The organism is Burkholderia sp. TSV86, assembly GCF_001522865.1.
Lineage (GTDB): Bacteria > Pseudomonadota > Gammaproteobacteria > Burkholderiales > Burkholderiaceae > Burkholderia.
Map to the genome: position 1 here is coordinate 39104 of NZ_LOWB01000075.1, position 23032 is coordinate 62135.

General features: G+C 63.8%; 26 protein-coding genes. 17 read left to right on the forward strand and 9 right to left on the reverse strand.

Annotated features, from left to right (window positions below):
- Positions 1-146 precede the first annotated feature (146 nt).
- The 4 genes from infA to WS68_RS12330 all read left to right on the forward strand — a co-directional run bounded on the left by infA (position 147) and on the right by WS68_RS12330 (position 1617).
- Positions 147-413: a translation initiation factor IF-1 gene (gene infA / locus WS68_RS26135; RefSeq protein ID WP_082709991.1), complete on the forward strand. Its 267-nt coding sequence runs from the start codon at positions 147-149 to the stop codon at positions 411-413.
- A gap of 313 nt (positions 414-726) precedes the next feature.
- Entirely contained in the window at positions 727-1017 is a 291-nt protein-coding gene (locus WS68_RS26140) for a hypothetical protein (protein ID WP_082709992.1), read from the forward strand.
- Between the two features lie 75 nt (positions 1018-1092).
- Positions 1093-1332, forward strand: coding sequence for a hypothetical protein (locus WS68_RS12325; protein WP_059571079.1), 240 nt, complete (start codon positions 1093-1095; stop codon positions 1330-1332).
- A gap of 69 nt (positions 1333-1401) precedes the next feature.
- Complete coding sequence (locus tag WS68_RS12330; protein WP_059571080.1) at positions 1402-1617, forward strand: hypothetical protein; 216 nt, start codon at positions 1402-1404, stop codon at positions 1615-1617.
- A gap of 61 nt (positions 1618-1678) precedes the next feature.
- Here the strand turns inward: WS68_RS12330 and WS68_RS28915 are convergent, their stop codons facing one another.
- Positions 1679-1903: a hypothetical protein gene (locus tag WS68_RS28915; protein WP_059571081.1), complete on the reverse strand. Its 225-nt coding sequence runs from the start codon at positions 1901-1903 to the stop codon at positions 1679-1681.
- Between the two features lie 151 nt (positions 1904-2054).
- The gene (locus tag WS68_RS12340) at positions 2055-2258 is read right to left on the reverse strand and encodes a cold-shock protein (RefSeq protein ID WP_059571082.1); all 204 of its coding nucleotides are present in this window, start codon (positions 2256-2258) and stop codon (positions 2055-2057) included.
- A 450-nt stretch (positions 2259-2708) separates the two neighbouring features.
- Between WS68_RS12340 and WS68_RS28345 the strand changes: the two genes are divergently transcribed.
- From WS68_RS28345 to WS68_RS12355, 3 genes are all read left to right on the forward strand, one after another.
- Entirely contained in the window at positions 2709-3023 is a 315-nt protein-coding gene (locus tag WS68_RS28345; RefSeq protein WP_059571083.1) for a hypothetical protein, read from the forward strand.
- On the forward strand, positions 2950-3339 hold the full coding sequence (locus WS68_RS26145) for a LysR substrate-binding domain-containing protein (protein ID WP_197419592.1): 390 nt from the start codon (positions 2950-2952) through the stop codon (positions 3337-3339). Before WS68_RS28345 ends, WS68_RS26145 begins: the two co-directional genes overlap by 74 nt.
- 161 nt (positions 3340-3500) lie before the next feature.
- Complete coding sequence (locus WS68_RS12355) at positions 3501-3728, forward strand: hypothetical protein (RefSeq protein WP_059571085.1); 228 nt, start codon at positions 3501-3503, stop codon at positions 3726-3728.
- 171 nt (positions 3729-3899) lie between these two features.
- On the opposite strand, the gene WS68_RS12360 is transcribed toward WS68_RS12355, so the two are convergent.
- Together WS68_RS12360 and WS68_RS12365 are read right to left on the reverse strand one after the other, a co-directional pair.
- Positions 3900-5384: a M81 family metallopeptidase gene (locus WS68_RS12360; RefSeq protein ID WP_059571086.1), complete on the reverse strand. Its 1485-nt coding sequence runs from the start codon at positions 5382-5384 to the stop codon at positions 3900-3902.
- Positions 5381-6694 carry an MFS transporter gene (locus WS68_RS12365; RefSeq protein ID WP_059571087.1) on the reverse strand — a complete coding sequence of 438 codons (1314 nt, stop codon included), beginning with the start codon at positions 6692-6694 and terminating at the stop codon, positions 5381-5383. The genes WS68_RS12360 and WS68_RS12365 overlap by 4 nt, the downstream gene beginning before the upstream one ends.
- A 961-nt stretch (positions 6695-7655) precedes the next feature.
- On the opposite strand from WS68_RS12365, the gene WS68_RS12375 reads away from it, so the two are divergent.
- The 5 genes from WS68_RS12375 (at position 7656) to WS68_RS12395 (ending at position 14506) form a co-directional block, all read left to right on the forward strand.
- A complete protein-coding gene (locus WS68_RS12375; RefSeq protein ID WP_059571089.1) occupies positions 7656-10025 on the forward strand; it encodes a TonB-dependent hemoglobin/transferrin/lactoferrin family receptor in 2370 nt (789 codons plus the stop codon).
- 46 nt (positions 10026-10071) lie between these two features.
- Complete coding sequence (locus WS68_RS12380) at positions 10072-11220, forward strand: hemin-degrading factor (RefSeq protein WP_059571090.1); 1149 nt, start codon at positions 10072-10074, stop codon at positions 11218-11220.
- The gene (locus WS68_RS12385; protein WP_059571091.1) at positions 11217-12146 is read left to right on the forward strand and encodes a heme/hemin ABC transporter substrate-binding protein; all 930 of its coding nucleotides are present in this window, start codon (positions 11217-11219) and stop codon (positions 12144-12146) included. Before WS68_RS12380 ends, WS68_RS12385 begins: the two co-directional genes overlap by 4 nt.
- 394 nt (positions 12147-12540) lie before the next feature.
- Positions 12541-13671, forward strand: coding sequence for a FecCD family ABC transporter permease (locus WS68_RS12390; RefSeq protein WP_059571092.1), 1131 nt, complete (start codon positions 12541-12543; stop codon positions 13669-13671).
- 16 nt (positions 13672-13687) lie between these two features.
- Entirely contained in the window at positions 13688-14506 is an 819-nt protein-coding gene (locus tag WS68_RS12395; RefSeq protein WP_059571093.1) for a heme ABC transporter ATP-binding protein, read from the forward strand.
- A gap of 366 nt (positions 14507-14872) precedes the next feature.
- Here the strand turns inward: WS68_RS12395 and WS68_RS12400 are convergent, their stop codons facing one another.
- Positions 14873-15481, reverse strand: coding sequence for a trimeric intracellular cation channel family protein (locus WS68_RS12400; RefSeq protein ID WP_059571094.1), 609 nt, complete (start codon positions 15479-15481; stop codon positions 14873-14875).
- A gap of 12 nt (positions 15482-15493) precedes the next feature.
- Positions 15494-15721 (reverse strand): hypothetical protein, encoded by a 228-nt coding sequence (locus WS68_RS12405; RefSeq protein ID WP_059571095.1) that lies wholly within the window; start codon positions 15719-15721, stop codon positions 15494-15496.
- A gap of 235 nt (positions 15722-15956) precedes the next feature.
- Here WS68_RS12405 and WS68_RS12410 point away from each other — a divergent pair, with 235 nt between their 5' ends.
- Positions 15957-16901, forward strand: a complete 945-nt coding sequence (locus WS68_RS12410; protein ID WP_059571096.1) for an HTH-type transcriptional regulator ArgP — start codon at positions 15957-15959, stop codon at positions 16899-16901.
- On the opposite strand, the gene ltaE is transcribed toward WS68_RS12410, so the two are convergent.
- The gene (ltaE, locus tag WS68_RS12415) at positions 16870-17883 is read right to left on the reverse strand and encodes a low-specificity L-threonine aldolase (protein WP_059571097.1); all 1014 of its coding nucleotides are present in this window, start codon (positions 17881-17883) and stop codon (positions 16870-16872) included. The genes WS68_RS12410 and ltaE overlap by 32 nt on opposite strands.
- Before the next feature lie 452 nt (positions 17884-18335).
- Between ltaE and WS68_RS12420 the strand changes: the two genes are divergently transcribed.
- The 3 genes from WS68_RS12420 to WS68_RS26150 are packed head-to-tail and all read left to right on the forward strand — an operon-like array spanning position 18336 to position 20932.
- On the forward strand, positions 18336-19745 hold the full coding sequence (locus WS68_RS12420; RefSeq protein ID WP_059571098.1) for a cytochrome ubiquinol oxidase subunit I: 1410 nt from the start codon (positions 18336-18338) through the stop codon (positions 19743-19745).
- 31 nt (positions 19746-19776) lie between these two features.
- Positions 19777-20787, forward strand: coding sequence for a cytochrome d ubiquinol oxidase subunit II (gene cydB / locus WS68_RS12425; RefSeq protein ID WP_059571099.1), 1011 nt, complete (start codon positions 19777-19779; stop codon positions 20785-20787).
- On the forward strand, positions 20759-20932 hold the full coding sequence (locus WS68_RS26150; protein ID WP_082709994.1) for a hypothetical protein: 174 nt from the start codon (positions 20759-20761) through the stop codon (positions 20930-20932). The genes cydB and WS68_RS26150 overlap by 29 nt, the downstream gene beginning before the upstream one ends.
- Before the next feature lie 42 nt (positions 20933-20974).
- Here WS68_RS26150 and WS68_RS12430 read toward each other — a convergent pair whose 3' ends face one another.
- Entirely contained in the window at positions 20975-21169 is a 195-nt protein-coding gene (locus WS68_RS12430; RefSeq protein WP_059571100.1) for a YqaE/Pmp3 family membrane protein, read from the reverse strand.
- A 202-nt stretch (positions 21170-21371) separates the two neighbouring features.
- The gene (locus WS68_RS12435) at positions 21372-22424 is read right to left on the reverse strand and encodes a phytoene/squalene synthase family protein (protein WP_059571101.1); all 1053 of its coding nucleotides are present in this window, start codon (positions 22422-22424) and stop codon (positions 21372-21374) included.
- A gap of 86 nt (positions 22425-22510) precedes the next feature.
- Between WS68_RS12435 and WS68_RS12440 the strand changes: the two genes are divergently transcribed.
- Positions 22511-22804 carry a hypothetical protein gene (locus WS68_RS12440; protein ID WP_059571102.1) on the forward strand — a complete coding sequence of 98 codons (294 nt, stop codon included), beginning with the start codon at positions 22511-22513 and terminating at the stop codon, positions 22802-22804.
- Positions 22805-23032 lie beyond the last annotated feature (228 nt).

Consider the following 23032-nt stretch of genomic DNA (forward strand, 5'->3'; position numbering starts at 1 on the left):
CGCGAACCATGGCGTCTACAACAGGAGGGGCAGCCCATCCCCGCACTTCTCATCATCGCCCGAGCGTATGTCATTCAACGCTCGCAACCTCTTGCCTGACGAAGCACTGCATTGCCGGTGCCGCACCAATTAACCAGGAACCTTGAATGGCTAAAGAAGAACTGCTGGAACTCGACGGCATCGTAGACGAAGTACTGCCGGACAGTCACTACCGCGTCACGCTCGACAATGGCGTCGTGGTGGGCGCTTACGCATCTGGCCGTATCCGGAAGAATCACATCCGCATCCTTGCAGGGGATCGAGTCACACTAGAACTTTCAGTGTACGATCTGACAAAAGGAAGGATAAATTTTCGACACAAGGACGAACGCAGCGGCAGCTCAACGCGCAGGACAGCCTTTCGCCGCCGTTGACACCTAGCACGGAAGCCTCGGGGTTTCGGCATGGCGGGGCCATGATGCTACCCCGAAACCAACCTCCTGCCGCCTTGCCAACGAAGCACGGATAAGTAAATTTCCGCTGTACAAGTCCGGCAATGGGCGTAGCATGAAGCGAATCACTGCCCAGGCCCGTTCCCGTATATCCGCAGATTTCTTTTCGATGAAGCAGGGCTGCCCGCTTTCATCGCAAGCCGAACGACGCGGCAGATCGTGTGAAGACTGAATTCAGCCGCTCACACTGCTACTCTCTTGCGCCGCATGGTGATGCGGCCTCAAAGGTACCCCGATGGCAACTAGCTTCCGTCTCTACCGCGGGCTGGAAATTTACCCGCTCGTCTATCCATGTCATACCACCGAGCCCGGATACGGGCATAACTACGACGAGGGCTTCAACGCCGCCGTGCGCATCCAGGAGCCGGGAAACCCTGAAGGATCATCGCGCAGCCGAGTATTTCAGCTCCCGGTGGCCAAACCTTTCCTAAACGCAGGTGATGCGCGGCGAGCATCAACTGCATATGCGGAGCACCTCATCGACACCTGCTCGCAAGACACGAACGTCCTCGACCTTGAGTTGTGATTCGTCGCGCCCCCTGTTAAGCGCTCGCCAGCGCGCCCCTGCGCCGGGGTACGCGGGCAAAAATTGAGGTTTTACATGGACAGAACCGACCTATTGAAGCGGATTCAACGTGACGGCTCCAGCATTGTTGACCAATTTTTGCCGTTTGGAGCTCGTGCCGAGTTGGACGGAGTCATCCGCGACGGTCATCACGAGATCGATGCAAGTGCGTGGCTAATGTTCGTGTCCATTCGAGCAATCTTGCGTAATAACGGCATGGGGAGTTGCGAGTCAGACCATGAGGCAAGCCAAATCATGGCCCTTCTGAATGCGTAACGGCGATTTACCCGTCACGCCACGTTCCGCAACGGTCATGGCCACGCGGCAACCGTGCAAGGAAAGAGAATGCGCTGCAATTCAACCCGCTTCGTCATCGACCTGACGCCGCGCAGGGCAAACGGCGAATACATGGCCCATGCTCACATCAGCGCCAACCATGCGGACGGCAACAAGTATATCGTTCACCCAAGTGGTGATCTGGCGGGCTTTGACTTACGCGAAGACTCCATTACCTATGCAAGGAACTGGGCGCAGGCGTGGCTCGATGCACGCTTCGGCTGAAAGGCTGGGCAAACCGGAAACTGAAGAGGCGCGGTCATGCTTCAAGACCGACGACGTACCGTCAACCTCGCGTATCGATCCAGTCCCGCGCCCATTGATCGGAATAACCGCGCGCGTCGTCCTCACTGACGAAATACCCGAGTGAATAAAACTCGTAGTACATAGGCCCAGACCGAACATCGGAGCGGGCGAGTGTCACATTTGACGAGAAACAACCATCAGGCAGGCAGTGAGCTGACGGGGATACCGTATATCCGCGATATTGGATAGGAGTAGAAATTTTCATTGTTGTTATTGGTGAAATAAGGCCCAGTGTAGAACGGCGTCTCCCACAGGGAATTGATCTGTCTGGATCAATGGGCAAGGCCTGACGGGCCGAAACTATGTCAATGCGGTGGGAGGCGTCTACTATCTGGCACAGTGGACGCCTAAAAAAATTACAACGGCTTGATATTCGATGCCTGAAGCCCCTTAGGGCCGCGCTTCGTCTCGAAGCTGACTTTTTGATTTTCAGTCAAGGTTTTGAACCCGTCACCCGAGATTTCCGAAAAGTGCGCAAACAGATCTGCGCCACCTGCGTCCGGGGTGATGAAGCCAAAGCCTTTGCTCTCATTGAACCATTTTACGATACCGGTATCCATGTTGAATCCCTCAAAAAAATAAGTTGACTGTTCCCGTTGCACAGGCGACGGGGAAGCACCAAGAGGGAACAAGAGGACAACGGACTCCGCGCAAACAGCGGACAAGAGATGAGAACCAATCGAACTTCCTGAATACTTCAGCTACACACGGTACGCGAATCACCAGCCGAGGTCAACCGATTTCGCGATACCAAACGTAACGGCTCAAAATATGAGGTATTGATCGTAGATCGCGTCCTAAATGTCATGCTGTACCAAAACGGTGCACGGATAGCAGCTTTCTAATCGGTTCGCATCGAATTCTTGCCGGCATCATGACTTCGGCCGCTTGCTCAGATTTGCCGTGGCTTTCGTTTCGTGCCATCGGCCTGCGCACGCCTCCTTCGTTCGTTCTCTTCCAACCTATTTTTCCGTTTACATTGAAAATCATTTTCAGATCCTCGACGATGCATGCTGCGCGTGCCGGCGACGTCCGATTTCGGCCGCAAGATGCTGCGGCACTGGCTCGACGCCTTTATTGAGCGCCATCCGAACGTCAGCGTATCGCTCCTGCTGATCGACAATCTCTCCCATTTCTGGGCGACGACATCAATCTCGCGATCCGCTTTGGCGTGCCACCGGACAATTCAATGGCTGCAAAGTAAATGGCGGACAGTCGCCGCGCACGGTGAGCCGGCACATCCAGACGTGCTTGCCGATCAAGATTTCATTCCTGTTGATTTCGGCTGGGCCATCAAGCAAATGGCGCTTCTCGCGCGACGGTAAAACGGTGAATATTCTTGCGCCGACACATCGCGCACACGCGACCGACGGCGGTGCAGTTGCGCGCGAGTGGACACTCGAAGGGCACGGCATCGTGATGGAATCGATCTTGGGATGTAGCAGCGATCTGAAGGCCGATAGATTGCGCCAGCTGTTGCCCGAACCGCACAGCCCTGACGCGCCGGCCCATGTGCTGTTCCAGCGCAGCCAGTACCTCGCACTGCGTATTCGCGCACTGCCCGATTTTCTATCCGAACAACTTGCCGGCGCCACGGCAGCACTCAAATCGTCCCTCGATAAACGCCGAATCTTCAGCTAGAAACTGGCGCGCGCTGATACTGCATGCTGGCGTAGGGCTTGCATACAGCACTCTCATCCTCCCGTGGCTCGCATCGCCTCCACGGGTCCGCCACAATGCATTACGATCGACAACAGGCGCACCGCCCCACCGCGCCGTCCGTTTCCTCGACGGAGGCCAGCATGAACGCCCATACCCTGTCCGGCATGCTTCACGCACAGGAATTGCTACTCGTGTCGCTGATTCGCACCCTTCCGCCGGAAACCAAACGCGCGCTCGGCGACGAGTTTGTTCGTCAAATCGAGCTTGCCGAAACATCGCATCTCGACGTGCCCGCCGAACACGACGCGCATCACGCGTATCTCGCCCACGTTCGCAGGCTGCTCATCCGGCTCGAATCGCTGTCATAGCGCAGATAGCACGAATGGTATGAATGATGCGCTCCTCTGCTGCTGGCCGAATGAACGCTCGGATCGAATGACCGCGCGGCTTCGCCGCGCCTGACAGCGCGCGGCAGGGATAGACCGTTAGTTGCGCTAAAGAGGCCAAACGAACGTTGCCGTGCAACGTCCGCCGCCCATTCAAACCCCGGGCGCGCGTTCAATGTTGTCCCCGGGCGACAACCGCATCGCCGGGTCCAGCTTCTTCCACGAGAGCCGGGCCGGATCAGTCACGATCCCGGCCTGTGTACGCGCGATCAGAATTTCCTCGGCAATTGGCTCGAATGCTGCACGAAAATGCACCGAACTCTTGTTGACGAGAACCGCCATTCGCTCTGGCTCGATTCCGACCATCCGGTACAGGTTGCGATCCAGCAGCTGCGTCTTCACGCTGGTCACGACGACGCGCACGTCATCGACGCGCAGGCACGCGCATAGCCCAAGACGCAGCTCCGTGCCGCGCATCATCGGGCCTTCGAGCTTGCAACGGCCGTCCGCCAGCGCTTCGACAAAACACCGTGCGGGCAGCGGCCGAGCCGTGTGCGCGGCGAGCGTCAGATCGACATTCGCGCCGATGCCCGCCGCATGCGCCGCGGCCGCGGCCGCGGGATCGTAAAGCAAGCCGAACGCGGCGCGCGGCACGCGATGGCGCAGCAACGCTTCGAGTATTTCGGTGGTATCCGAGCCCGCGCCCGCGCCGGGGTTATCGTGCGTATCGGCGATGACGACCGGGCCGGCCGCAGAGCGCGCAATCTCCTTGGCGCGCAACACTGCTTCGTCAGCCGACAGATAAGCCGCTTGCCAATTCGCCTCGTCGGCGCAGAACACTTGCTCGAGCCGCGCAATCGCGTCATCCAGCTCGGCACGGTTCGTCCCGTCGCCCCAGATCGCCGGGCCGCACTCGCAAATATCGGCGGACGGAAAGCCGAGCGTGACCGACAGATCGACTTCGTATTCGCGCTCCAAACGCGCAACGAGCGCATACAGATGCGACGCGGGCGCCTGCGACGTCGCCATCGCCTCGATTGGGATCAGGAACGGCATCCGGCGGAACACGCGGTGCTCGCGCCGTCCACCGGAGCCGATCCGCAGCAGCACGCGCGCCGCGCGCGCGCCGGTTTCGGCCATGTCGACATGCGGATAGGTCCGGAACGGCACGAGCGCGTCCGCATGACGGAACATCTGCTCGGTTACGTTCGCATGCAGATCGAGCGATGCGACGATGATCGCGCGGGAGCCCACGACCGCGCGCAAACGTTTGAGCAGTTCGCCTTCGCCATCGTCGAACCGTTCGGTAACCATCGCGCCGTGCAGGTCCAGATAGATCGCATCGGCTCGCGCGCGCCGCGCACGCTCGACGATCTCATTCGCGATGCGTTCATACGCGTCGTCGGTCACGAATCCGGACGGCGTCGCATGCGCCCAAATGCCCGGCACCACTTGATTCGATGTCCTGCAAATCACGTCGATGAACCCCGCGATCGGCAGGTTTTGCGCACGCATCGAAAAAATCGCGTCGCCGACGAAAATCGGCCCATACGCGCCGCCGTCGAAATCGTCGTATCGTGCGCGCGACGCGACGAATGTGTTGGTTTCATGGCCAAACCCGGCAACAAAGATTTTCATGGACTCACCGCATCGATACGAGGCAAAGGACGCGCGACCAACAGAATCGCGCTGAGCAACAACAACGCGGCGATCGCGAGAAAGCCCGCTTCGCCGCTGCCGCTCGCCGACTTGATCCAGCCGATCAGCGTCGGGCTGACGAAGCCGCCGAACAGGCCCAGCGTGTTGATGAATGCGATACCGACGGCCGCGTGCGACGCATCGAGGTAACCGGTCGGAATGGTCCAGAAAACCGCATACGACGCATACATCGCGGCGGTCGCAATCGTGATCGCCGCCAACGCGATCGCGAACCGGTCGAAGCAGTGCGCGGCCACGGCCAGCGCAAGCGCGCCGACAGCCGCCATCAACGCCGCGTGCGTGCGCCGCTCGCCAAGGCGGTCCGAGTGCCGGCCGACGGCGAACATCGCCGCGACGGTGACGAGATACGGAATCGCACAATAAAGGCCGATCTCGACGTAGCCGCGCAGGCCCGCCGCCTTGAGAAGCGTCGGCAGCCAGAAACTCACCGCATACAAACCGCTGATCAAACCAAAGTAGACCGCGGCCAGCCGATAGATCTGCAGATCGCCAAGCACGCGCGGCAGCACGTAACGCCACCCGGCGCTATCGCGCCGTGGCCGATGCCGTTCGATGTCTTCCGACACGGCGATTTTCTCCGCGTGCGTCAACCATCGGGCCTGCGCCGGCGATTCGCAAAGAACCGCGAACGTGACGACGCCGAGCAGCAGCGCGGGCATGCCTTCGAGAATGAACATCCATTGCCAGCCCGCCAGCCCGGCCACACCGGAAAGATTCGCGATGATCCAGCCAGACAGGGGCCCGCCGACGATCGAGCCGACCGGCCCCGCGCACAGCAGCAGCGCCATCGCGCGCCCCATCCTCTGCGGCGGATACCAGCGGGTCAGAAAGTAGATCATGCCGGGCGCAAAGCCCGCTTCGAATACACCGAGCAGGAAGCGCAGCAGGTAAAACGTTTTGATATCGGCGACGAAGCCGGTCGCGATCGACGCCGCGGCCCACAGCACCATGATCCGGCTCAATGTCCGGCGCGCGCCGATCCTGACCAGCAACATATTGCTCGGCACTTCGAACAACATATAGCCGAGAAAGAAGATGCCCGCGCCAAGGCCATACGCCGCTTCGCTGAAGCCAATGTCGTGCTGCATCTGCAGCTTCGCGAAACCGATGTTGACGCGATCGATAAACGCGATGCAATAGCACGCCGCCAGAAACGCGAGCACACGCAGATTGATCTTCCGGTAAGCGGTCGATAGCGGATCGTCGATCGTTCCGGCTTGGGGGACCATGATTTCCTCGTATATCGAATTATTGAAATTGTTGCGCTGCCAAATTGGAACACAATATAACGGCAACTCTCGTCATTTTGGCCGGCAACACGTACAACACGGCATTGCCGACGATTCAACATCCATCGACCGATTCGACGGAGCGCATACCGGGCTCGATCTTGCGGCAGTGAAGCGTTGCCGGTAACGCGCCGGCTCGATGAAAGCGGTGGTTTCCGCTGGCTCGGCCTCATGCATCTGGAATCCGCTGCCTTAAAGCAGCGCCGCACAGTATGGAGTATTCAAAAGTCAAATCAATGCGAGGAAAACGCTTTAACCAGGCACGGCCGCCGCCGTTTCATTTGACGAATCACTGATTGCGCGTCATTTCGAAAAGATAATGTGCGATACAAGCCGACAATTTCCTGATACTCGCGTATTGCTGAATTAGCGCTCAATCGCCGGGATGCACGTCGGCGTTTTCGTTAGTGTTTGCAATCGCGCCGCATTCATCGACATAGCGTAGAAGCCGCCTTCGTTTTCCATCCACCGGTTGCGTACCGGCGCTGACTACGAAAAAGGCATCATGACTATCGTCCGTTATCCTATGCATTGTGATGAGTGCGGTCGCTCGACCCGCCACCGCGATGTGCGTCCTCGGCACCGTAAGCGTCGAACACGCGCGCCAGCCAAAGCTCCAGAGCGATGTGCCGCCTTCCAGGCTCAAGCAGACGCTTCAGACGCCACACGCCGGAACCGAGCCCATGTGCCTGCCCGGCGGCCCCGCAGGCTCCCGTGACTTCGCTTTTTGATTGAAATGGTAATAATTCTCAATTACACTTTACATTCTACCTAACGGATTTTTCCTTTCACCCCGCCTGCGGCCTGACCGCCACGCAGGCGGCCAGCCAGGTGCATGCGTCACCCAGCCAGCCTTCGGGCTCATTCGACACTGGGAGACCAAACCGTGCATCAACCTTTGTTGGCGTGCCGGCCGCTTCGCGCCGCACTAACCGGCGCTTTCGGCCTCTGCGCAGCAGCCGCGTCCGCCGCCGACCCCGCATCCGCCTTCGCGCCGCCCGCCGCTTCCGCACCGCTTGCCGCGAACGCCATGCCGCAACCCGCCGCACTCGGCGCCACCGCACCGCGCGCGGCCGCAACAACGCATCCGACACGCGCCAAGTCCATTTCCGGCGCACCCAAACCCGGCGCACTCGCCGCACACGGCGATGGACGCACGCTCGATCCGATCACTGTCACCGCCACGCGCACCGCATCCGCCGCGAGCCGCATCGCGGCAAGCGTATCGACGCTGACCAACACCGATCTTGAAGAACAACAGGCCGCGTCCATCAAGGACGCGCTACGTTACGAACCTGGCGTCACCGTGCGCCGCCCGCCGTATCGCCCGGCGGGCGCGGCATCGGCGGGCGGCCGCGGCGGCGATTCGAGCATCAACATCCGCGGCCTCGAGGGCAATCGCGTGCTGCTGATGGAGGACGGCATTCGCCTGCCGAACGCGTTTTCGTTCGGCCCGCTCGAAGCCGGCCGCGGGGACTACGCTGATCTCGACACGCTCAAGCGCATCGAGATTCTACGCGGCCCTGCGTCGGCGCTGTACGGCAGCGACGGCCTGACAGGGGCCGTCAACTTCATCACGAAAGACCCGTCCGACCTGCTATCGGTCTATCGAAAGAAAACCTACTTCTCGTTGCGCCCCAGCTATGACTCGGTGGATCGCAGTTTCGGCGCGACAGTCTCGGCCGCCGCCGGCAACGACCGCATACAGGCGATGTTGATCGCATCCGGCCGCCGCGGCCACGAACTCGACACGCACGGCCACGACAATTCGGCAAGCGCCGCGCGCACGAGTGCGAATCCTCAGGAGGTCTACACAGAATCGCTGCTCGGCAAGCTGACGTTGACGCCTACCTCTCACGACACATTCAAGCTCACCGCCGAAACGGTGCGACGCCGCATCGATACGAACGTGCTATCGGCGATCAATCCGCCGGCAACGCTCGGCCTCACCGCGAACGACAAACTCGAACGCAACCGCTTCAGCATCGATTACGACTTCCATGACGATGCCGCCCGCTGGTTCCAGACCGCGCACGTGCAGCTCCACTATCAGGAAGCCACGCAGGATCAGTACTCGTTCGAAACGCGCGGCGCGAACTTTCGCTCGCGCTCGCGCGCGAACCGCTATAGCGAGCGCGCGCTCGGCGGCTCGGCGTTCGCCGAGAGCGCATTCACGACCGGGCCGTTCGCGCATAAGCTGCTGTACGGCGTGGACGGCAGCGTCGATCGGATCAAGAGCCTGCGCGACGGCACCGTCGCGAGCCCCGGCGAGTCGTTCCCGAACAAGGCGTTTCCCGATACCGACTACACGCTCGTCGGCGCGTTCGTTCAGGACCAAATCAGCCACGCCCGGCTGCTCGTCACGCCGGGGCTACGCTTGGATGCCTATCGCTTAAGCCCGGCCGCGAGCGATCCGCTGTATCCCGGGCAGGCGGTCAACACGAGCGATCACGCGCTGTCACCGCGTTTGGCGGTGCTGTACCAAGTGTCGCCCGCGTTGACTCCATACGCGCAATACGCGCACGGCTTCCGCACGCCGACGCCCGATCAGGTCAACAACAGCTTCTCGAATCCGATCTACGGCTACACGTCGATCGGCAATCCTAATCTGAAGCCGGAAACCAGCGACACGATCGAGGCGGGGCTGCGCGGCACGCTCGGCACGGGTCATGGACCGCTGCACTATAGCGTCGCGGCATTCGCGGGCCGTTATCGCAACTTCATCTCGCAGCGCACGATCGGCGGCACCGGCCGGCCAAGCGATCCGCTCGTGTTCCAGTATGTGAATTTCGCGAATGCGCGGATCCACGGCTTCGAAGGACGCGCGCAATGGGTGATGCCGAGCGGTTTCACGCTGAAAACGGCGATGGCCTTCGCGAAAGGCTCGACGCAGGACAACGGCGCGGCAAGCCAGCCGCTCGACACGATCAATCCGTTCTCCGCAGTGTTCGGCGTGCGCTACGAGCCCAGCGAGCGTTGGTTCGCGCAGGCCGACCTGCTATTGCAGGCAGGCAAACGCCATCGCGACGTCCCACCGGATACCTGCGCGCAAAAAACCTGCTTCACGCCGCCGTCGTCGTTCGTCGTCGATCTGCGCGGCGGCTATCGCTTCAACAAGCATGTCAGCACCTATCTGGGCATTCATAACCTGTTCGACCGTAAATACTGGAACTGGTCGGACGTGCGCGGCATCGCCGCCGATTCGAAAGTGCTCGACGCCTATACCGCGCCCGGCCGCAGCGTAGCGGTCAGCATGAAAGTGGATTTTTAATGCGCTTCGCCCCCCTTCCGCCATCCGGCCTTCGAGGAATACCGACATGATGAACATTGCCGCTTCCGCTCCCGCATCCGCTGCCGTGCCCATCGCCGGCCGCACGCTCGCGCCCGACGAACTGCGCGACGCGTTCCTGCGCCTGAAGGAAACCCGCAAGTTGCGCAACCGCGACGCCGCGCAATTACTTGGCGTCAGCGAGGGCGAGGCGCTCGCGGCGTTCGCGGGCGAACGCGTCGTGCGGCTTGAGCCAAGCTTCATCGAGCTGTTCGAGGAAATGCCGCGGCTACGCGGCATCATGGCGCTGACGCGCAATGCGGCCGCCATCCACGAGAAAGACGGCGCATTCGAGCAGATGAGCCACGACGGCCCGGTGGGCCTCGCGCTCGGCGCGATCGATCTGCGGATCTTCTATCGCCACTGGGCATCGGGCTTTGCCGTTCACGAGCCGACCGCGCACGGTACGATGAAAAGCCTGCAATTCTTCGATACGCATGGCCATGCGGTACACAAGGTCTATCTGCGCAAGCACAGTGATCACGCCGCATTCGATGCGTTCGTGTCGCGCTGGCGCACACCGGCGCAAAACACGCGGCTCGCCGTCGAGCCCGAACCGGGCGCGCTCGCCGAGAGGCCCGACGAAGCAATCGACGTTGCCGGCCTGCGCGCCGCATGGGATGCGATGACCGATACGCATGCATTCCACAGCATTCTCGGCCGCTTCGGCGTCACGCGCACGCAGGCGTTGCGGCTCGCCGGCGCGCAACGCGCGCGGCGCGTCGCGCCCGATGCCACGCGCCGTGTGCTCGAGCGCACAGCGCTGAGCCGGCTGCCGATCATGGTTTTCGTCGGCAATCGCGGGATGATCCAGATTCACACCGGGCCCGTCGAGAACATCCGCCGCACCGGGCCGTGGATCAACGTGCTCGACGAAGGCTTCAACTTGCATTTGCGCGGCGATCTTATCGCGTCGGCATGGGTCGTGAACAAACCGACGAGCGACGGCCCCGTCACGTCGCTCGAGCTGTTCGACACCGCCGGCGATTCGATCGCGATGCTGTTCGGCGCACGCAAGCCGGGGCAACCGGAATTGTCGGGCTGGCGGGAACTCGTCGGCGCGCTGCAAACGGCAGGCGACACGAACGCCAATGCACGCGCCAATGCGCATGTCGACGAAGCCGGAGCGAAGCGATGAGCGGTGCGCGCATCGATACGCGCCGCCGCAAGTGGCTCACCAGCGCAGGCGTGCTGGCGCTGGCCGCCGTCAGCCCACGCACGCTTGCGCACACGCCGCCGCAGACGAGCCTGCATCCGCAGCGCGTCATTGCGATCGGCGGCTCGATCGCCGAGACGATCTATGCATTGGACGGCGCACGCAGCGCGCACCACGAACTCGTCGGCGCCGACACGACATGCACATATCCGGACGCCGCGCGCCGCTTGCCGAAAGTCGGCTACCAGCGCGCGCTATCGGCGGAAGGATTGTTGTCGCTGCGGCCCGATCTCGTACTCGCCTCGTCGCAAGCCGGGCCGCCCGATGCGCTCGCGCAACTCGGGCGCGCCGGCGTGACGGTCAAGACGTTCGACGACACACATGATGTCGAATCGGTGCGCCGCAAAATTCGCGGTATCGCCCAGGCGCTTTCGCTCACGCAAGCGGGCGATGCGCTGCTCGCGCGCTTCGAGCGCGATTGGCGGGCGAGCGTCGCGCGCGTCGAGGCCGCGCCGCCTCGTACAACGCAACGCGCCCCCGCGCGCGTGCTGTTCGTGCTCAACCACACCGGCAATCAAGCGCTCGTCGCCGGCCAGCAAACCGCCGCCGATGCAATGATCCGCTATGCGGGCGCGCGCAACGCGATGGTCGGCTTCGATCACTACAAACCGCTGAACGCCGAGGCGCTGGTCAGCGCCGCGCCGGACGTGGTGCTGATCACGGACGAAGGGTTGCAGGCGCTCGGCGGCAGCGACGCGCTATGGGCCGCGCCCGGCTTCGCGGCGACGCCGGCCGCACGCGCACGGCGCGTCGTTGCGCTCGACGCATTGTTTCTGCTCGGCTTCGGGCCGCGCCTGCCGCAAGCGGTCGCTGAATTGCAGCGCCGGCTGAACACCGCGCTCGCATGAGCCCGCGCGCTTACATCATCGCGGTTATGCCGGATTCGATTGATCATTCGGATTCCGGTGTATTTTCGTCGATGACGCGCTGGCCGCCCTGTTCGGTGCACTCAATGCATTCGATAGATTCGACGCAATCGCGAACAATGTGCTTGGTGAATCCTGCGCGTCTAATGCGCGCCGCCAGGCGCGTCTTGCCTGCGGTGCACAGGTGCTGCCGCCGCGCCCGCTCACCCGCTCACCTCATTACGCATCCAATTCGCGCATCCTCGCCTCATCGAGCGAACCCGCGCGGCCGGTCCGTTTTGTGTCATGCATGACAAAACAAACGCCCCTCTGCCGCGCGGTGCATCGCGCTGGCCGATCGTCTTCCACCACTGCGCCATCGCCGCGCCCCGTTGAGATGAGACTCGCCACCCGCTCCCCGTCGGCCGATTCGGCGCGCCCCTTGCCGCTTATCGAATCCGCACCCGCCAACGCCGCCACCAACGCGCATCGCAGGCGACGCGCCGTGCGCACGCTCATCGTGCTCGCACTGGCACTCGCGCTCGCCGTGCTCGCCGCGCTTTGCATCGGCGCTTATCCGCTCACGCCCGCGCAATTGCTCGACGCGCTCACAGCCTCCGATACGCTGCTGCCGAGCGACCCCATGCGGCGGCAAGCGCGAGCGGTGCTGCTGGAAATCCGTGCGCCGCGTGTCGCGCTCGCATTGCTGGTCGGTGCCGGTTTCGGCATGGCCGGGGCAGCCACGCAAGCGCTGTTTCGCAATCCGCTTGCCGATCCGGCCTTGATCGGCGTATCGAGCGGCGCGGCGCTCGGGGCATCGGCGTTGATCGTGCTCGGGCCGGGCGTCGTCGCCGGGCCGGTCGCGCTTGGCTATCTGCCGATTGCCGCATTCGCGGGCGCACTCGGCGTCGCGGCACTCATCCACCGGTTCGCGGCAACGCGGGGCCAGCTCGCGCTGCCGCTACTGCTGCTTGCCGGCATCGCCATCAATGCGCTCTGCGGCTCGATAATCGGACTGCTGACTTATTTCGCCAACGACACGCAGTTGCGCTCACTGACGTTTTGGAGCCTCGGCAGCGTGGGAGGCGCGCATTGGCGCACGATCATCGCGGTCACACCGTTCGCGCTCGCCGGCTGCGCGCTGCTCGCACGCGAGCGGCACGCGCTGAATGCGCTGCAGCTCGGCGAAACGCAGGCGCAGCATCTCGGCGTGCCGGTGCTGCGCGTAAAGCGCCGCGTAATCGTCGGCACCGCGTTATGCATAGGCTCGCTCGTCTCGTGTACCGGAATGATCGGTTTCATCGGGATGATCGCGCCGCATTGGGTGCGGCTCGCGGTCGGCCCCGACCAGCGGATCGCGATGCCGGGCGCGGCGCTGCTCGGCGCGCTCGTCGCGCTCTGCGCCGATCTTGCGGCGCGAACGCTCGCCGCGCCGGCCGAAATTCCGCTCGGCATCCTCACCGCGCTGCTCGGCGCACCGTTTTTCCTCGCGCTGCTGTGGAAACAGCGCGCCGCGCTGGGCGCTTGACACTGCGAATCGAATCATGCTGATCGCCGATCATCTTCACGTTACCCGTGGTAACAACGCCATCCTTCGCAATCTGTCGATCCGGATCGTCCCCGGCCGCGTCACCGCCTTGCTCGGGCGCAACGGCGCGGGCAAAAGCACGCTGCTCGAAGTACTGGCGGGCGACTTGAAAGCCTCGGGCATGGCGCGCAACGCGACGCTCAGCGGTACGGTGACGCTCAACGGCGAACCGCTCAGCAAGATCCCCACGCCGCGTCTCGCACGGCTGCGCGCGGTGCTGCCGCAAGCGTCGTTGCCTGCGTTCCCGTTCAGCGTATTGGAAATCGTGCGGCTCGGCCGCTATCCCCACGCGCGGCGCACTGGCGTGCTCACGCACGAAGACAACGATATCGCCTCGCAAGCGCTCGCACTCGCCGGCGCGGCCGCGCTCGGCGCCCGCGACGTCACGACGCTTTCGGGCGGAGAGCTGGCGCGTGTGCAGTTCGCGCGCGCCGTCGCGCAACTCTGGCCGAGCGGAGAATCCGCGAATTCAGCGCGCTATTTGCTACTGGACGAGCCCACCGCCGCACTCGATCTCGCACATCAGCACCAAGTGCTCGCTCTGTCGCAACGCCTCGCTCGCGAATGGAACATCGGCGTACTGACGATCATGCATGACCCGAATCTCGCCGCTCGCCATGCGGACCGGCTCGCGTTGCTCGCAAACGGCGCGATCATCGCCGATGACGTGCCCGCTGAGGTGATGCGCGCCGATCTGTTCGAGCGTTGTTACGGGTTTCGTGTGAAGCTCGTCGATGCGGGAGACGGTGCGGCGCCGGTCGTCGTGCCTGCATGAGCGCGCCGACGGTGGGTCCGGGCGGCACTTGCCGCCGCTGATTCCTCCGTTGGCGCGACACGCGCCGAGCGGTTCGAGCGTCACGATGCATTCCACGCGGACCGATCGCTGCGAAAGACGGCGCAACGTCCGTCATCAAGCTCCCGTATGCGACAGATCGCACTCGATAACCACGCTCACGAACCCCGCTCGCCGCCCGCCATGCCTCCATCAACTCGATACGCGCCGAGCCGTGCGCACACCGCCATGCATTCCACGGCAGACGTCGACGATGAAAACGATGAACGCACTCGTGCGGATTCGATCTACGCCACCATCACGGCAGCTATATGCAGGCTCTATCGGCACGTGCAAGTAAGCGTCCCATCAGCCTGCATCGAGCGGACCAAACGCCTTCATCCGCCAGCCTCGCCGCACGGCCAACATGCGCAACGCGAATCCGCTCAGCAGCGCCGCAATGGTTACGATGCCGTGCGGCACGCCAAGCGCCTGCAATCCGACATACAGCGCGCCCGTCAGCAGCGCGACGCTCGCATATAGCTCCTTGCGCAGCACGAGCGGCACCTCGTTACACAGCAAATCGCGCAGCATCCCGCCGCAAACGCCCGTGATCGCGCCCGCCAGCACGATCACGACCGGGCTGGAAACGACGCTCGCCGCAATGTCGCAGCCGATGATCGAAAACGCGGCGAGCCCGAGTGCGTCGACAGCGATGAACCACGACTTCAAGCGTGCCACGTGCGCGGCAGTCATTGACGCGAACGTCGCCGCCGCCAGCGTCAGCAGCAAGTATTCCGGATGCGCGATCCAGGTCAACGGATAGCGGCCGAGCAGCACGTCGCGCACAGTACCGCCGCCCAACGCGGTCACCGCACCGACGAAGGCCAAACCGAAGCGGTCCATGCCGCGCTGCATCGCCATCAGCGCCCCCGACATCGCCTCCGCGACGATCGCAATCAGATAGAGCGTATGCATTCGATCCGCCGCTCAGCCGACGGTACGAAACCATTCGGGCACGCTTGCGGGTTCGGCCTCGTCGATCTCGGGCGCTGTCTTCGCGATGGCGGTGGCGCGTGTGTTTGAGCCTGCGTTTGCGCCGGCATCGGCCACGCCATGCGCCGGCATGCACCTCAAGCACGGCTTGCGCACGGGTTCGCGCGGCGGCACTGCATTGCGCGTCGCTTTTAGCATCGCATTCGGCGTGCGGTCGATCATGTCGTGATCCTTCTATTCTTCGTATCGGTAGGGCAGTGCGAAATGGGTTGAACAGCTCGCCGTACAACCCGCCGATGCCGCCCCGGCACTAAAAATCGGCAAGATTATCCGGCCGCGGGCGTGCGCACGGATTGTCGAGCAGCGATGCCGTATTCGCTACAATATTTAGCCAAAGTTAAATACGCTAAATTTTTCTTAGAATTCCACACGGCCTGAGCCGTTCTATTCGCAACCCATGACGATCGATCCCAAACAGGCGGCAGCACTGCTCGCCGTCGCAGACACTGGCAGTTTCGAGCAGGCGGCGGCGCGGCTGCACGTCACGGCGTCGGCGGTCACCCAGCGGGTGCGGGCACTGGAGACGAGCATCGGCGCGCCGCTTTTGCTCCGCACACGGCCATGCCGGCCGACGGCCGCCGGCCAACGCGTACTGCAGCATCTGCGCCGCATCGCGCTGCTGCACGCGGATCTGCAAGCCGATCTCACCGCAGAGCACGGCTCGACCATCGCGGTGACCATCGCGCTCAATTCGGACAGCCTCGGAGCGTGGTTTCTGCCCGCGCTGACCTCGGTGCTCGCCGGAGAGCGGATGCTGTTCGAGCTGATCGTCGAGGATCAGGACCACACCTATGCGCTGCTCGAAAGCGGCATGGCGATCGGCTGCGTGACCACCGAAAGCAAGCCGATGCGCGGCTGCACGGCGACGCCGCTCGGCTCGATGCGCTACCGGCTGATCGCCGCGACCGAGTTCGCCGCACGCTGGTTTCCCGACGGCCTGACGCGCGCAAGCGCGCGCCAAGCGCCGATCGTCGCGCACAGCCGGCGCGACGCGCTGCAATTCTCGTTTTTAAAGGAACGGCTCGGCCTGCCCGAAGGCGCGTTTTCGTGCCACTACGTGCCCGGCACGCACGCGCACTTCGCCGCCGTGCGGCACGGCCTCGGCTACGCGATGGTGCCCGAGCTGCTGCTCGATTCGCGGCCGCTCGCAAAGCTGGGCCTCGTCGATCTCGCGCCGGGACGTGTGACGGACGTATCGTTGTATTGGCACGCGTGGACCGTGCAGTCGCCCACGATGGAATCGCTGTCTGCGCGCGTCGTCGATGCGGCACGGCGTCTGCTCGCGCCGCCGCTTGCCGCCGGCGCGGGTATCACGCGCGCGAACGCGCGAAGTAAGCGCTGATTGCGCCGACGACCGTATCGATATCGTCGCGCGACACGTCGAGATGCGTGACGAAGCGCGCCGAATAGAGCATTTGCGTGAGTATCCCGCGCGCCTTCAGCCACGTTTCCAGCGGCGCGCAATCGGCTTCGGGAATCTGCGCGAACACCATGTTCGTCGCCTGCGACAGCACCTTGATCTCGTCGATCCGCGCAAGCCCCTGCGCGAGATGCTCAGCGTTCGCATGATCGTCGGCAAGGCGCTCGACATTGTGCTCGAGCGCATACAGGCAGGCTGCGGCGAGCAGGCCGGACTGCCGCATGCCGCCACCAAGCATCTTGCGCCAGCGGCGCGCCTGCGCGATCAGCTCGCGGCTGCCGACGAGCACCGAGCCGACCGGCGCGCCGAGCCCCTTCGAGAAGCAGATCGAGACCGTATCGAACGGCGCACAATGCTCGGCAAGCGAGCGCCCCGACGCCACTGCCGCGTTGCACAAGCGCGCGCCGTCCAGATGCGTCGCCAGGCCGTGGCGGCGCGCGAGCGCGGCCGCTTCTTCGACGTAGCCGGCGGGCAATACCTTGCCGCCGATCGTGTTCTCGAGCGCGAGAACGCGCGTGCGCGCGAAATGATCGTCGAGCGGCTTGATCGCGGCGGCGATCTTGTCGAGCGGCAGCGTGCCGTCGGCCGCGTTCTCGATCGGCTGCGGCTGGATGCTGCCGAGCACCGCCGCGCCGCCGCCTTCGTATCGATACGTATGCGCCGCCTGCCCGACGATGTATTCGTCGCCACGGCCGCAATGCGCCATCAGCGCCACGAGATTGCTCTGCGTGCCGCTCGGGCAGAAGAGCCCCGCCTCCTTGCCCGCGCGCTCGGCAACGGCGGCCTGCAAACGCTGCACGGTGGGATCGTCGCCCCATACGTCGTCGCCCACGTCGGCGGCCGCCATTGCGGCCAGCATCGGCGCGCCCGGGCGCGTTACGGTATCGCTGCGTAAATCGATCATCTGGTTACCTGTCGGAGTCTCGTCGAAAAAGGCGCCCGCGCGCGGTGAGGCGAGATGTCGAGTGTACGCAATTCGCGCGGATGCCGCCGGGCCGGGCATGGCGGCAATACCCGCGCCGCCGGCCGCGCACGCGCGCCGGCGCCGTCGGCAGCCCGACGGCCTGCCCAAGTGCCCAGTCATTCGCTTCGCTGCGGCGCGGTGTATTGCCGCACGTGCGTCATCCCGCCGCGGCGCGCGCCATGCGTGCTAAACACATCGAATTTGATATCAATCAACGATTTAGATCGACAAACCTCGATTATTCGCTGGACATCTGCGACGAGTTGGCGCATTTCGCACCGCAACACAGCGCTCCATACTTCGGACCAACCCTTGCGCCGCCACGCCGTGCGCCCGGCGCGGGGTCCGCCGGCAGCCCCGCCGGCGGGTATCGTCCCCTACGGTCTACTCGCATGGAAACCGCTCTTTCGGCCCTCGATCTGGCCCGCGTGCAGTTCGCATTCACTGTCTCCTTCCATATCGTTTTTCCGGCGCTGAGCATCGGGCTCGCGAGTTTCATCGCAGTGCTCGAATACCGGTGGCTCAAAACCGGCAAAGCGTATTACAAGCATCTCTGTCTGTTCTGGTCGAAGATTTTCGCCGTCGCGTTCGGCATGGGCGTTGTGTCGGGCGTCGTGATGAGCTATCAGTTCGGCACGAACTGGTCCGGCTTCTCCAGCTTCGCCGGCTCCGTCACCGGCCCGCTGCTGATGTACGAAGTGATGACCGCGTTCTTTCTCGAAGCAGGCTTCCTCGGCATCATGCTGTTCGGCTGGAATCGCGTGAGCCCGCGCGCGCACTTCGGTGCGACGCTGATGGTCGCGCTCGGCACGCTGATTTCGACATTCTGGATTCTCGCGTCCAATAGCTGGATGCAAACGCCGCAAGGTTTCGAGATCGTCGACGGCCGCATCGTGCCGACCGACTGGTTCAAGATCGTGTTCAACCCGTCGTTCCCTTACCGGCTCGCGCATATGGCGCTGGCGGCGTTCATCGTTGCCGCGCTCGTGGTGGCGGCGGTCGGCGCATGGCATCTGCTGAAGGGCCGCCGCGACAAGGCCGTCAAGAAGATGTTCTCGATGGCGCTGTGGCTGCTGCTCGTGCTCGCGCCGCTGCAAGCGGTCGTCGGCGACCAGCACGGCATCAACACGCTACGCCACCAGCCCGCGAAGATCGCGGCAATCGAGGGCCTGTGGGATACCGAAAAGGGTGGCACACCGCTCAATCTGTTCGGCATCCCCGACATGGACGCGCAAACCACGCGCTACGCGCTGCAAATTCCGCATCTGGGCAGCCTGATCCTCACGCATAGCTGGGACGGCGAAATTCGCGGGCTGAAGTCGTTCCCGCCCGAGGACCGGCCGAATTCGACTGTGGTGTTCTGGAGCTTTCGCATCATGGTGGGGCTCGGCTTCGCGATGATCGGCGTCGCCGTGCTTGCATGGCTGCTGCGCCGCCGCGGCCGGCTCTACGAAGCGAAATGGTTTCACAAGCTCGCGCTCGCGATGGGGCCGAGCGGCTTCATCTCGCTGCTCGCCGGCTGGGTGACGACCGAGGCGGGCCGCCAGCCGTGGGTCGTCTATGGCGTGATGCGCACGTCGCAGGCGGTGTCGCCGCTGTCGGCACAGCAAGTCAGCGTATCGCTGATGACGTTCGTGGTGGTCTACTTCCTCGTGTTCGGCACCGGCGTCTACTACATGCTGAAGCTGATGAAGAAGGGGCCTGCGCTGCCCGACGAAGCACCGGACACACAGCCGCAGCGCCCGGACCAAACCGCGCGCCGCCCACTGTCGGCCGCGCGTCAATTGATCGACGCCGCGTAAAGCCGGCGCGCCCCATCAACGAGGTCAAATCATGGATGTCACCGTAATCTGGGCTGCGATCATCGCGCTCGGGCTGTTCATGTATGTCGTGCTCGACGGTTTCGATCTGGGCATCGGCATCGTATTTCCGTTCTTCCCCGCCGAAAGCGAGCGCGACCTGATGATGAGCACCGTCGCCCCCGTGTGGGACGGCAATGAAACCTGGCTCGTGCTCGGCGGAGCGGGCCTGTTCGCCGTGTTTCCGATCGTTTATTCGACCGTGTTGTCGGCGCTGTATCTGCCGCTTATCTTCATGCTCGTGTGCCTGATTTTCCGCGGCGTATCGTTCGAGATTCGCGCGAAGGCGCGGCGCACCAAGCATCTGTGGGATCTCGCGTTCATCGGCGGCTCGACGGGCGCGACGTTTTTTCAGGGCGTCGCGCTCGGCGCGTTCCTGCAAGGCATTCCCGTCAACGGCAACGGCCATTTCGCCGGTGACGCATTCGGCTGGCTCACGCCGTTCAGCCTGCTGACAGGCCTCGGTCTCGTCGCGACCTACGCGCTGCTCGGCTGCTGCTGGCTCGTCGCGAAAACCGAAGGCGATTTACAGCGGCGGCTGCATCGCGTCGTGTGGCCGCTTACCGTCGTGCTGCTCGGTTTCATCGCGATCGTGAGCCTTTGGACGCCGCTGCAGGATGCCAACATCGCCCAGCGCTGGTTCACCTCGGGCCTGCTCTGGCGGCTGTTGCCGGTGCCGTTCCTGGTTGCCGGATGCGCGCTGTGGATGCGCCGCGCGGTTCGCGAACGGCACGACACGATGCCGTTCGTGATCGCGCTCGCGCTCGTGCTGCTCGGCTACGCCGGACTGCTCGTCAGCATCTGGCCGTATGCGATTCCGCAAAGCCTGACTTTATGGGAAGCCGCGGCGCCGCGCTCGAGCCAGATGTTCACGCTCGTCGGCGCAGCCGTGATCCTGCCGATCATCATCGCGTACACGACCATGGGTTACTGGGTATTTCGCGGCAAGGTGCGTCATGAAGACCAGCATTACTACCACCACTGATACGCGCGCTGCCGCCGTGCGCGGCGCGCGGCTGCCGGGCTGGCTATGGTTCGCTGTGCTGTGGCTCGGCGGCGTGGCCGGCGCGGTAACGCTCGGCTATGCGTTCAAGCTGTTCATGAACCTGACGCTGTTCGCTGTCAAATGATCCGGCAAGCGGCGCGCCGCGCACGCGCGCGCCGCTCGAGCGTCATGTGCGCCGGCCGAATGCCTGTTCGATCTTCTTATCCGTGTTGTACTGACTGAGCGCGTACACGGACCAGATGGCGGCCGGCAACCAGCCGATCAGCGTGATTTGCAGAATCAGGCAGATGATGCCCGCGAACGGGCGGCCAATCGTGAAAAATTGCAGCCAGGGCAGCAGCAACGCGAGTAGAAGGCGCATCGATTTTTCCTCTTCCGAAGTGCAGGCGGGCCGGAAACGGCCTGCCTGCAGGTGGCGGCGAAAGCGCGGTTTTCAAGCGCGGTTCAAGTGCGATAGCGATAGGCGGCTTGCCCGCCCTCTGCGTAGCGCGCAGCCCATGGCCACGCGATATGCCGCCGTCACGCGGGCGCCATGGAAGCCCTCATCCCGCCCCCGCCATCCGTCACCGCGCCGCGAGCCGCGCGTCGACATCGGCGATCAACCCATCGAGCCACGCGCGCAGCATCCGGTTCGACATCGCGAGCGGAATCGAACGGGCGACGATCCGGTACACATCGCCGCGCCGAACCTTCGACGCGTGCGCGGGATCGAGCCACGCATCGTTCGATGCCAGCAACGCAAGCGTCTTCAACCCGATGACGATCGGCCACAGACAAGCCAGCCGCAAGCGCGGCGCACGGCGCGCGATCGCGAACGTGTAGTCGATGCCCGCGCGGAAATGCTCCAGCGTCGTGCGCACGAGCGCGTCGAGCAGCGGCCGCGCGCGCAGCGACGCATCCGGGCGCAACAGATCCTCGACGCGCAGCCCGAGATCATCGAGCATCGTTTGCGGCAAATAGCAGCGGCCGATACGCAAATCCTTGCCGCAATCGCGCAGCACGTTGGTCAATTGCAGCGCCTTGCCGAAGCGGATGCCACGCTCGGCCATCGTGCCGGCCGGCTCGGCGAGCAAGCCGGGTAAGTGCGCGCATGTCATCTTCGTCCAGAATTCGCCGACGCAACCGGCAACCAGGTAGGTATAGCGATCGAGCGCCGGCCACGCCGGCAACGCGGCAACACGGCCCGAATGCTCGTCGGGAAACGTGCGCAGGTCGAATTCCATTCCTTCGGTCAACGTCGTCACGACATCTCGCACCGCATCGCGATCGGATGCGCTCAATTGCGACAACACCGCCAGCGCCGGACCGAGCGATTCGAGCAGCGTCTTTTCGTCCGACGCGGCCTGCTGCCCTGCCACCTCGCCGGCAATTCGCGCCAGCGCATGCGCATCGGGCGTGCCGCGCACCTGCGCGCGCAGCGACAACAGCAATTCGAGCCGCTGCGCGGGTGCGATCAGCGACGTATCGGCGATCGTATCGGCCGCGCGCGCGAGCAGGTAAGCCAGGCCGATCGGGTCGCGCATCCCGGCGGGCAACACGCGCAGCGTCAGATAGAACGAACGGGAAACGCCCTTCAGCAGAGGGCCCAGCAGAAACGCTCGGGGAGGATGGCTCATGAATCGGGAAGTCGGTCGGACGTGCTGCCGCATTGTATCGGCAATCGCACGCGTACAATCCGGTCCTTTCAGCAAAACGGCGGGAGATGAATGCGATGGCAATGAAGAAAACCGATCTCGAAAAGAATAAGGCGTTGAAACTGACGCATGCGATGAAACAGTCGGCATCCGCGCGCTTCGGCAAGGGCTCCGAAGCGTCGGCGCCCGATCGCCGCGAACGGCGCAGGCTCGACCAGGCGCAAGGAATCGTGCCGTTCGCGTGCAAGCTCAACATCGAGCTTGTCGCGCGTCTGACCGAGCGCGCCGCATCGCATCCGGAGGGGATGACCGGACTGCTGACCGAGCTGCTGCAGCGCGGTCTCGACGAAACCGCCGAATAGGCCCGACGAGACCACGGCGTTCGCGCCGGCGGCACGACATGCGATTTGCGCATCGCACGCGCGCCGGCACATGCGCTTGCCGGGATGCGCGGCCGGGACACCCGTCCGGCGGCAGCGCAGCGCTCATCGGTGCATTCACGCGCCGTAGAACGGCGCGGCGCGCCGCCGCTGCAAGCACAACGGCCCATCCGGCGCGCCGCGCACGCGGCCGTCGGCACGCCCCAGTCC

Coding starts and splice junctions, on each gene's coding strand:
- infA (WP_082709991.1), top strand. CDS start 147: ATGGCTAAAGAAGAACTGCTGGAACTCGACGGCATCGTAGACGAAGTA.
- WS68_RS12385 (WP_059571091.1), top strand. CDS start 11,217: ATGAGCGGTGCGCGCATCGATACGCGCCGCCGCAAGTGGCTCACCAGC.
- WS68_RS12440 (WP_059571102.1), top strand. CDS start 22,511: ATGAATGCGATGGCAATGAAGAAAACCGATCTCGAAAAGAATAAGGCG.
- WS68_RS12430 (WP_059571100.1), bottom strand. CDS start 21,169: ATGCGCCTTCTACTCGCGTTGCTGCTGCCCTGGCTGCAATTTTTCACG.
- WS68_RS12420 (WP_059571098.1), top strand. CDS start 18,336: ATGGAAACCGCTCTTTCGGCCCTCGATCTGGCCCGCGTGCAGTTCGCA.
- WS68_RS12330 (WP_059571080.1), top strand. CDS start 1,402: ATGCGCTGCAATTCAACCCGCTTCGTCATCGACCTGACGCCGCGCAGG.
- WS68_RS28915 (WP_059571081.1), bottom strand. CDS start 1,903: ATGAAAATTTCTACTCCTATCCAATATCGCGGATATACGGTATCCCCG.
- WS68_RS12340 (WP_059571082.1), bottom strand. CDS start 2,258: ATGGATACCGGTATCGTAAAATGGTTCAATGAGAGCAAAGGCTTTGGC.
- WS68_RS12325 (WP_059571079.1), top strand. CDS start 1,093: ATGGACAGAACCGACCTATTGAAGCGGATTCAACGTGACGGCTCCAGC.
- WS68_RS26140 (WP_082709992.1), top strand. CDS start 727: ATGGCAACTAGCTTCCGTCTCTACCGCGGGCTGGAAATTTACCCGCTC.
- WS68_RS12390 (WP_059571092.1), top strand. CDS start 12,541: ATGAGACTCGCCACCCGCTCCCCGTCGGCCGATTCGGCGCGCCCCTTG.
- WS68_RS12400 (WP_059571094.1), bottom strand. CDS start 15,481: ATGCATACGCTCTATCTGATTGCGATCGTCGCGGAGGCGATGTCGGGG.
- WS68_RS12395 (WP_059571093.1), top strand. CDS start 13,688: ATGCTGATCGCCGATCATCTTCACGTTACCCGTGGTAACAACGCCATC.
- ltaE (WP_059571097.1), bottom strand. CDS start 17,883: ATGATCGATTTACGCAGCGATACCGTAACGCGCCCGGGCGCGCCGATG.
- WS68_RS12405 (WP_059571095.1), bottom strand. CDS start 15,721: ATGATCGACCGCACGCCGAATGCGATGCTAAAAGCGACGCGCAATGCA.
- WS68_RS12355 (WP_059571085.1), top strand. CDS start 3,501: ATGAACGCCCATACCCTGTCCGGCATGCTTCACGCACAGGAATTGCTA.
- WS68_RS28345 (WP_059571083.1), top strand. CDS start 2,709: ATGCTGCGCGTGCCGGCGACGTCCGATTTCGGCCGCAAGATGCTGCGG.
- WS68_RS12360 (WP_059571086.1), bottom strand. CDS start 5,384: ATGAAAATCTTTGTTGCCGGGTTTGGCCATGAAACCAACACATTCGTC.
- WS68_RS12365 (WP_059571087.1), bottom strand. CDS start 6,694: ATGGTCCCCCAAGCCGGAACGATCGACGATCCGCTATCGACCGCTTAC.
- cydB (WP_059571099.1), top strand. CDS start 19,777: ATGGATGTCACCGTAATCTGGGCTGCGATCATCGCGCTCGGGCTGTTC.
- WS68_RS26150 (WP_082709994.1), top strand. CDS start 20,759: ATGAAGACCAGCATTACTACCACCACTGATACGCGCGCTGCCGCCGTG.
- WS68_RS12380 (WP_059571090.1), top strand. CDS start 10,072: ATGATGAACATTGCCGCTTCCGCTCCCGCATCCGCTGCCGTGCCCATC.
- WS68_RS12410 (WP_059571096.1), top strand. CDS start 15,957: ATGACGATCGATCCCAAACAGGCGGCAGCACTGCTCGCCGTCGCAGAC.
- WS68_RS12435 (WP_059571101.1), bottom strand. CDS start 22,424: ATGAGCCATCCTCCCCGAGCGTTTCTGCTGGGCCCTCTGCTGAAGGGC.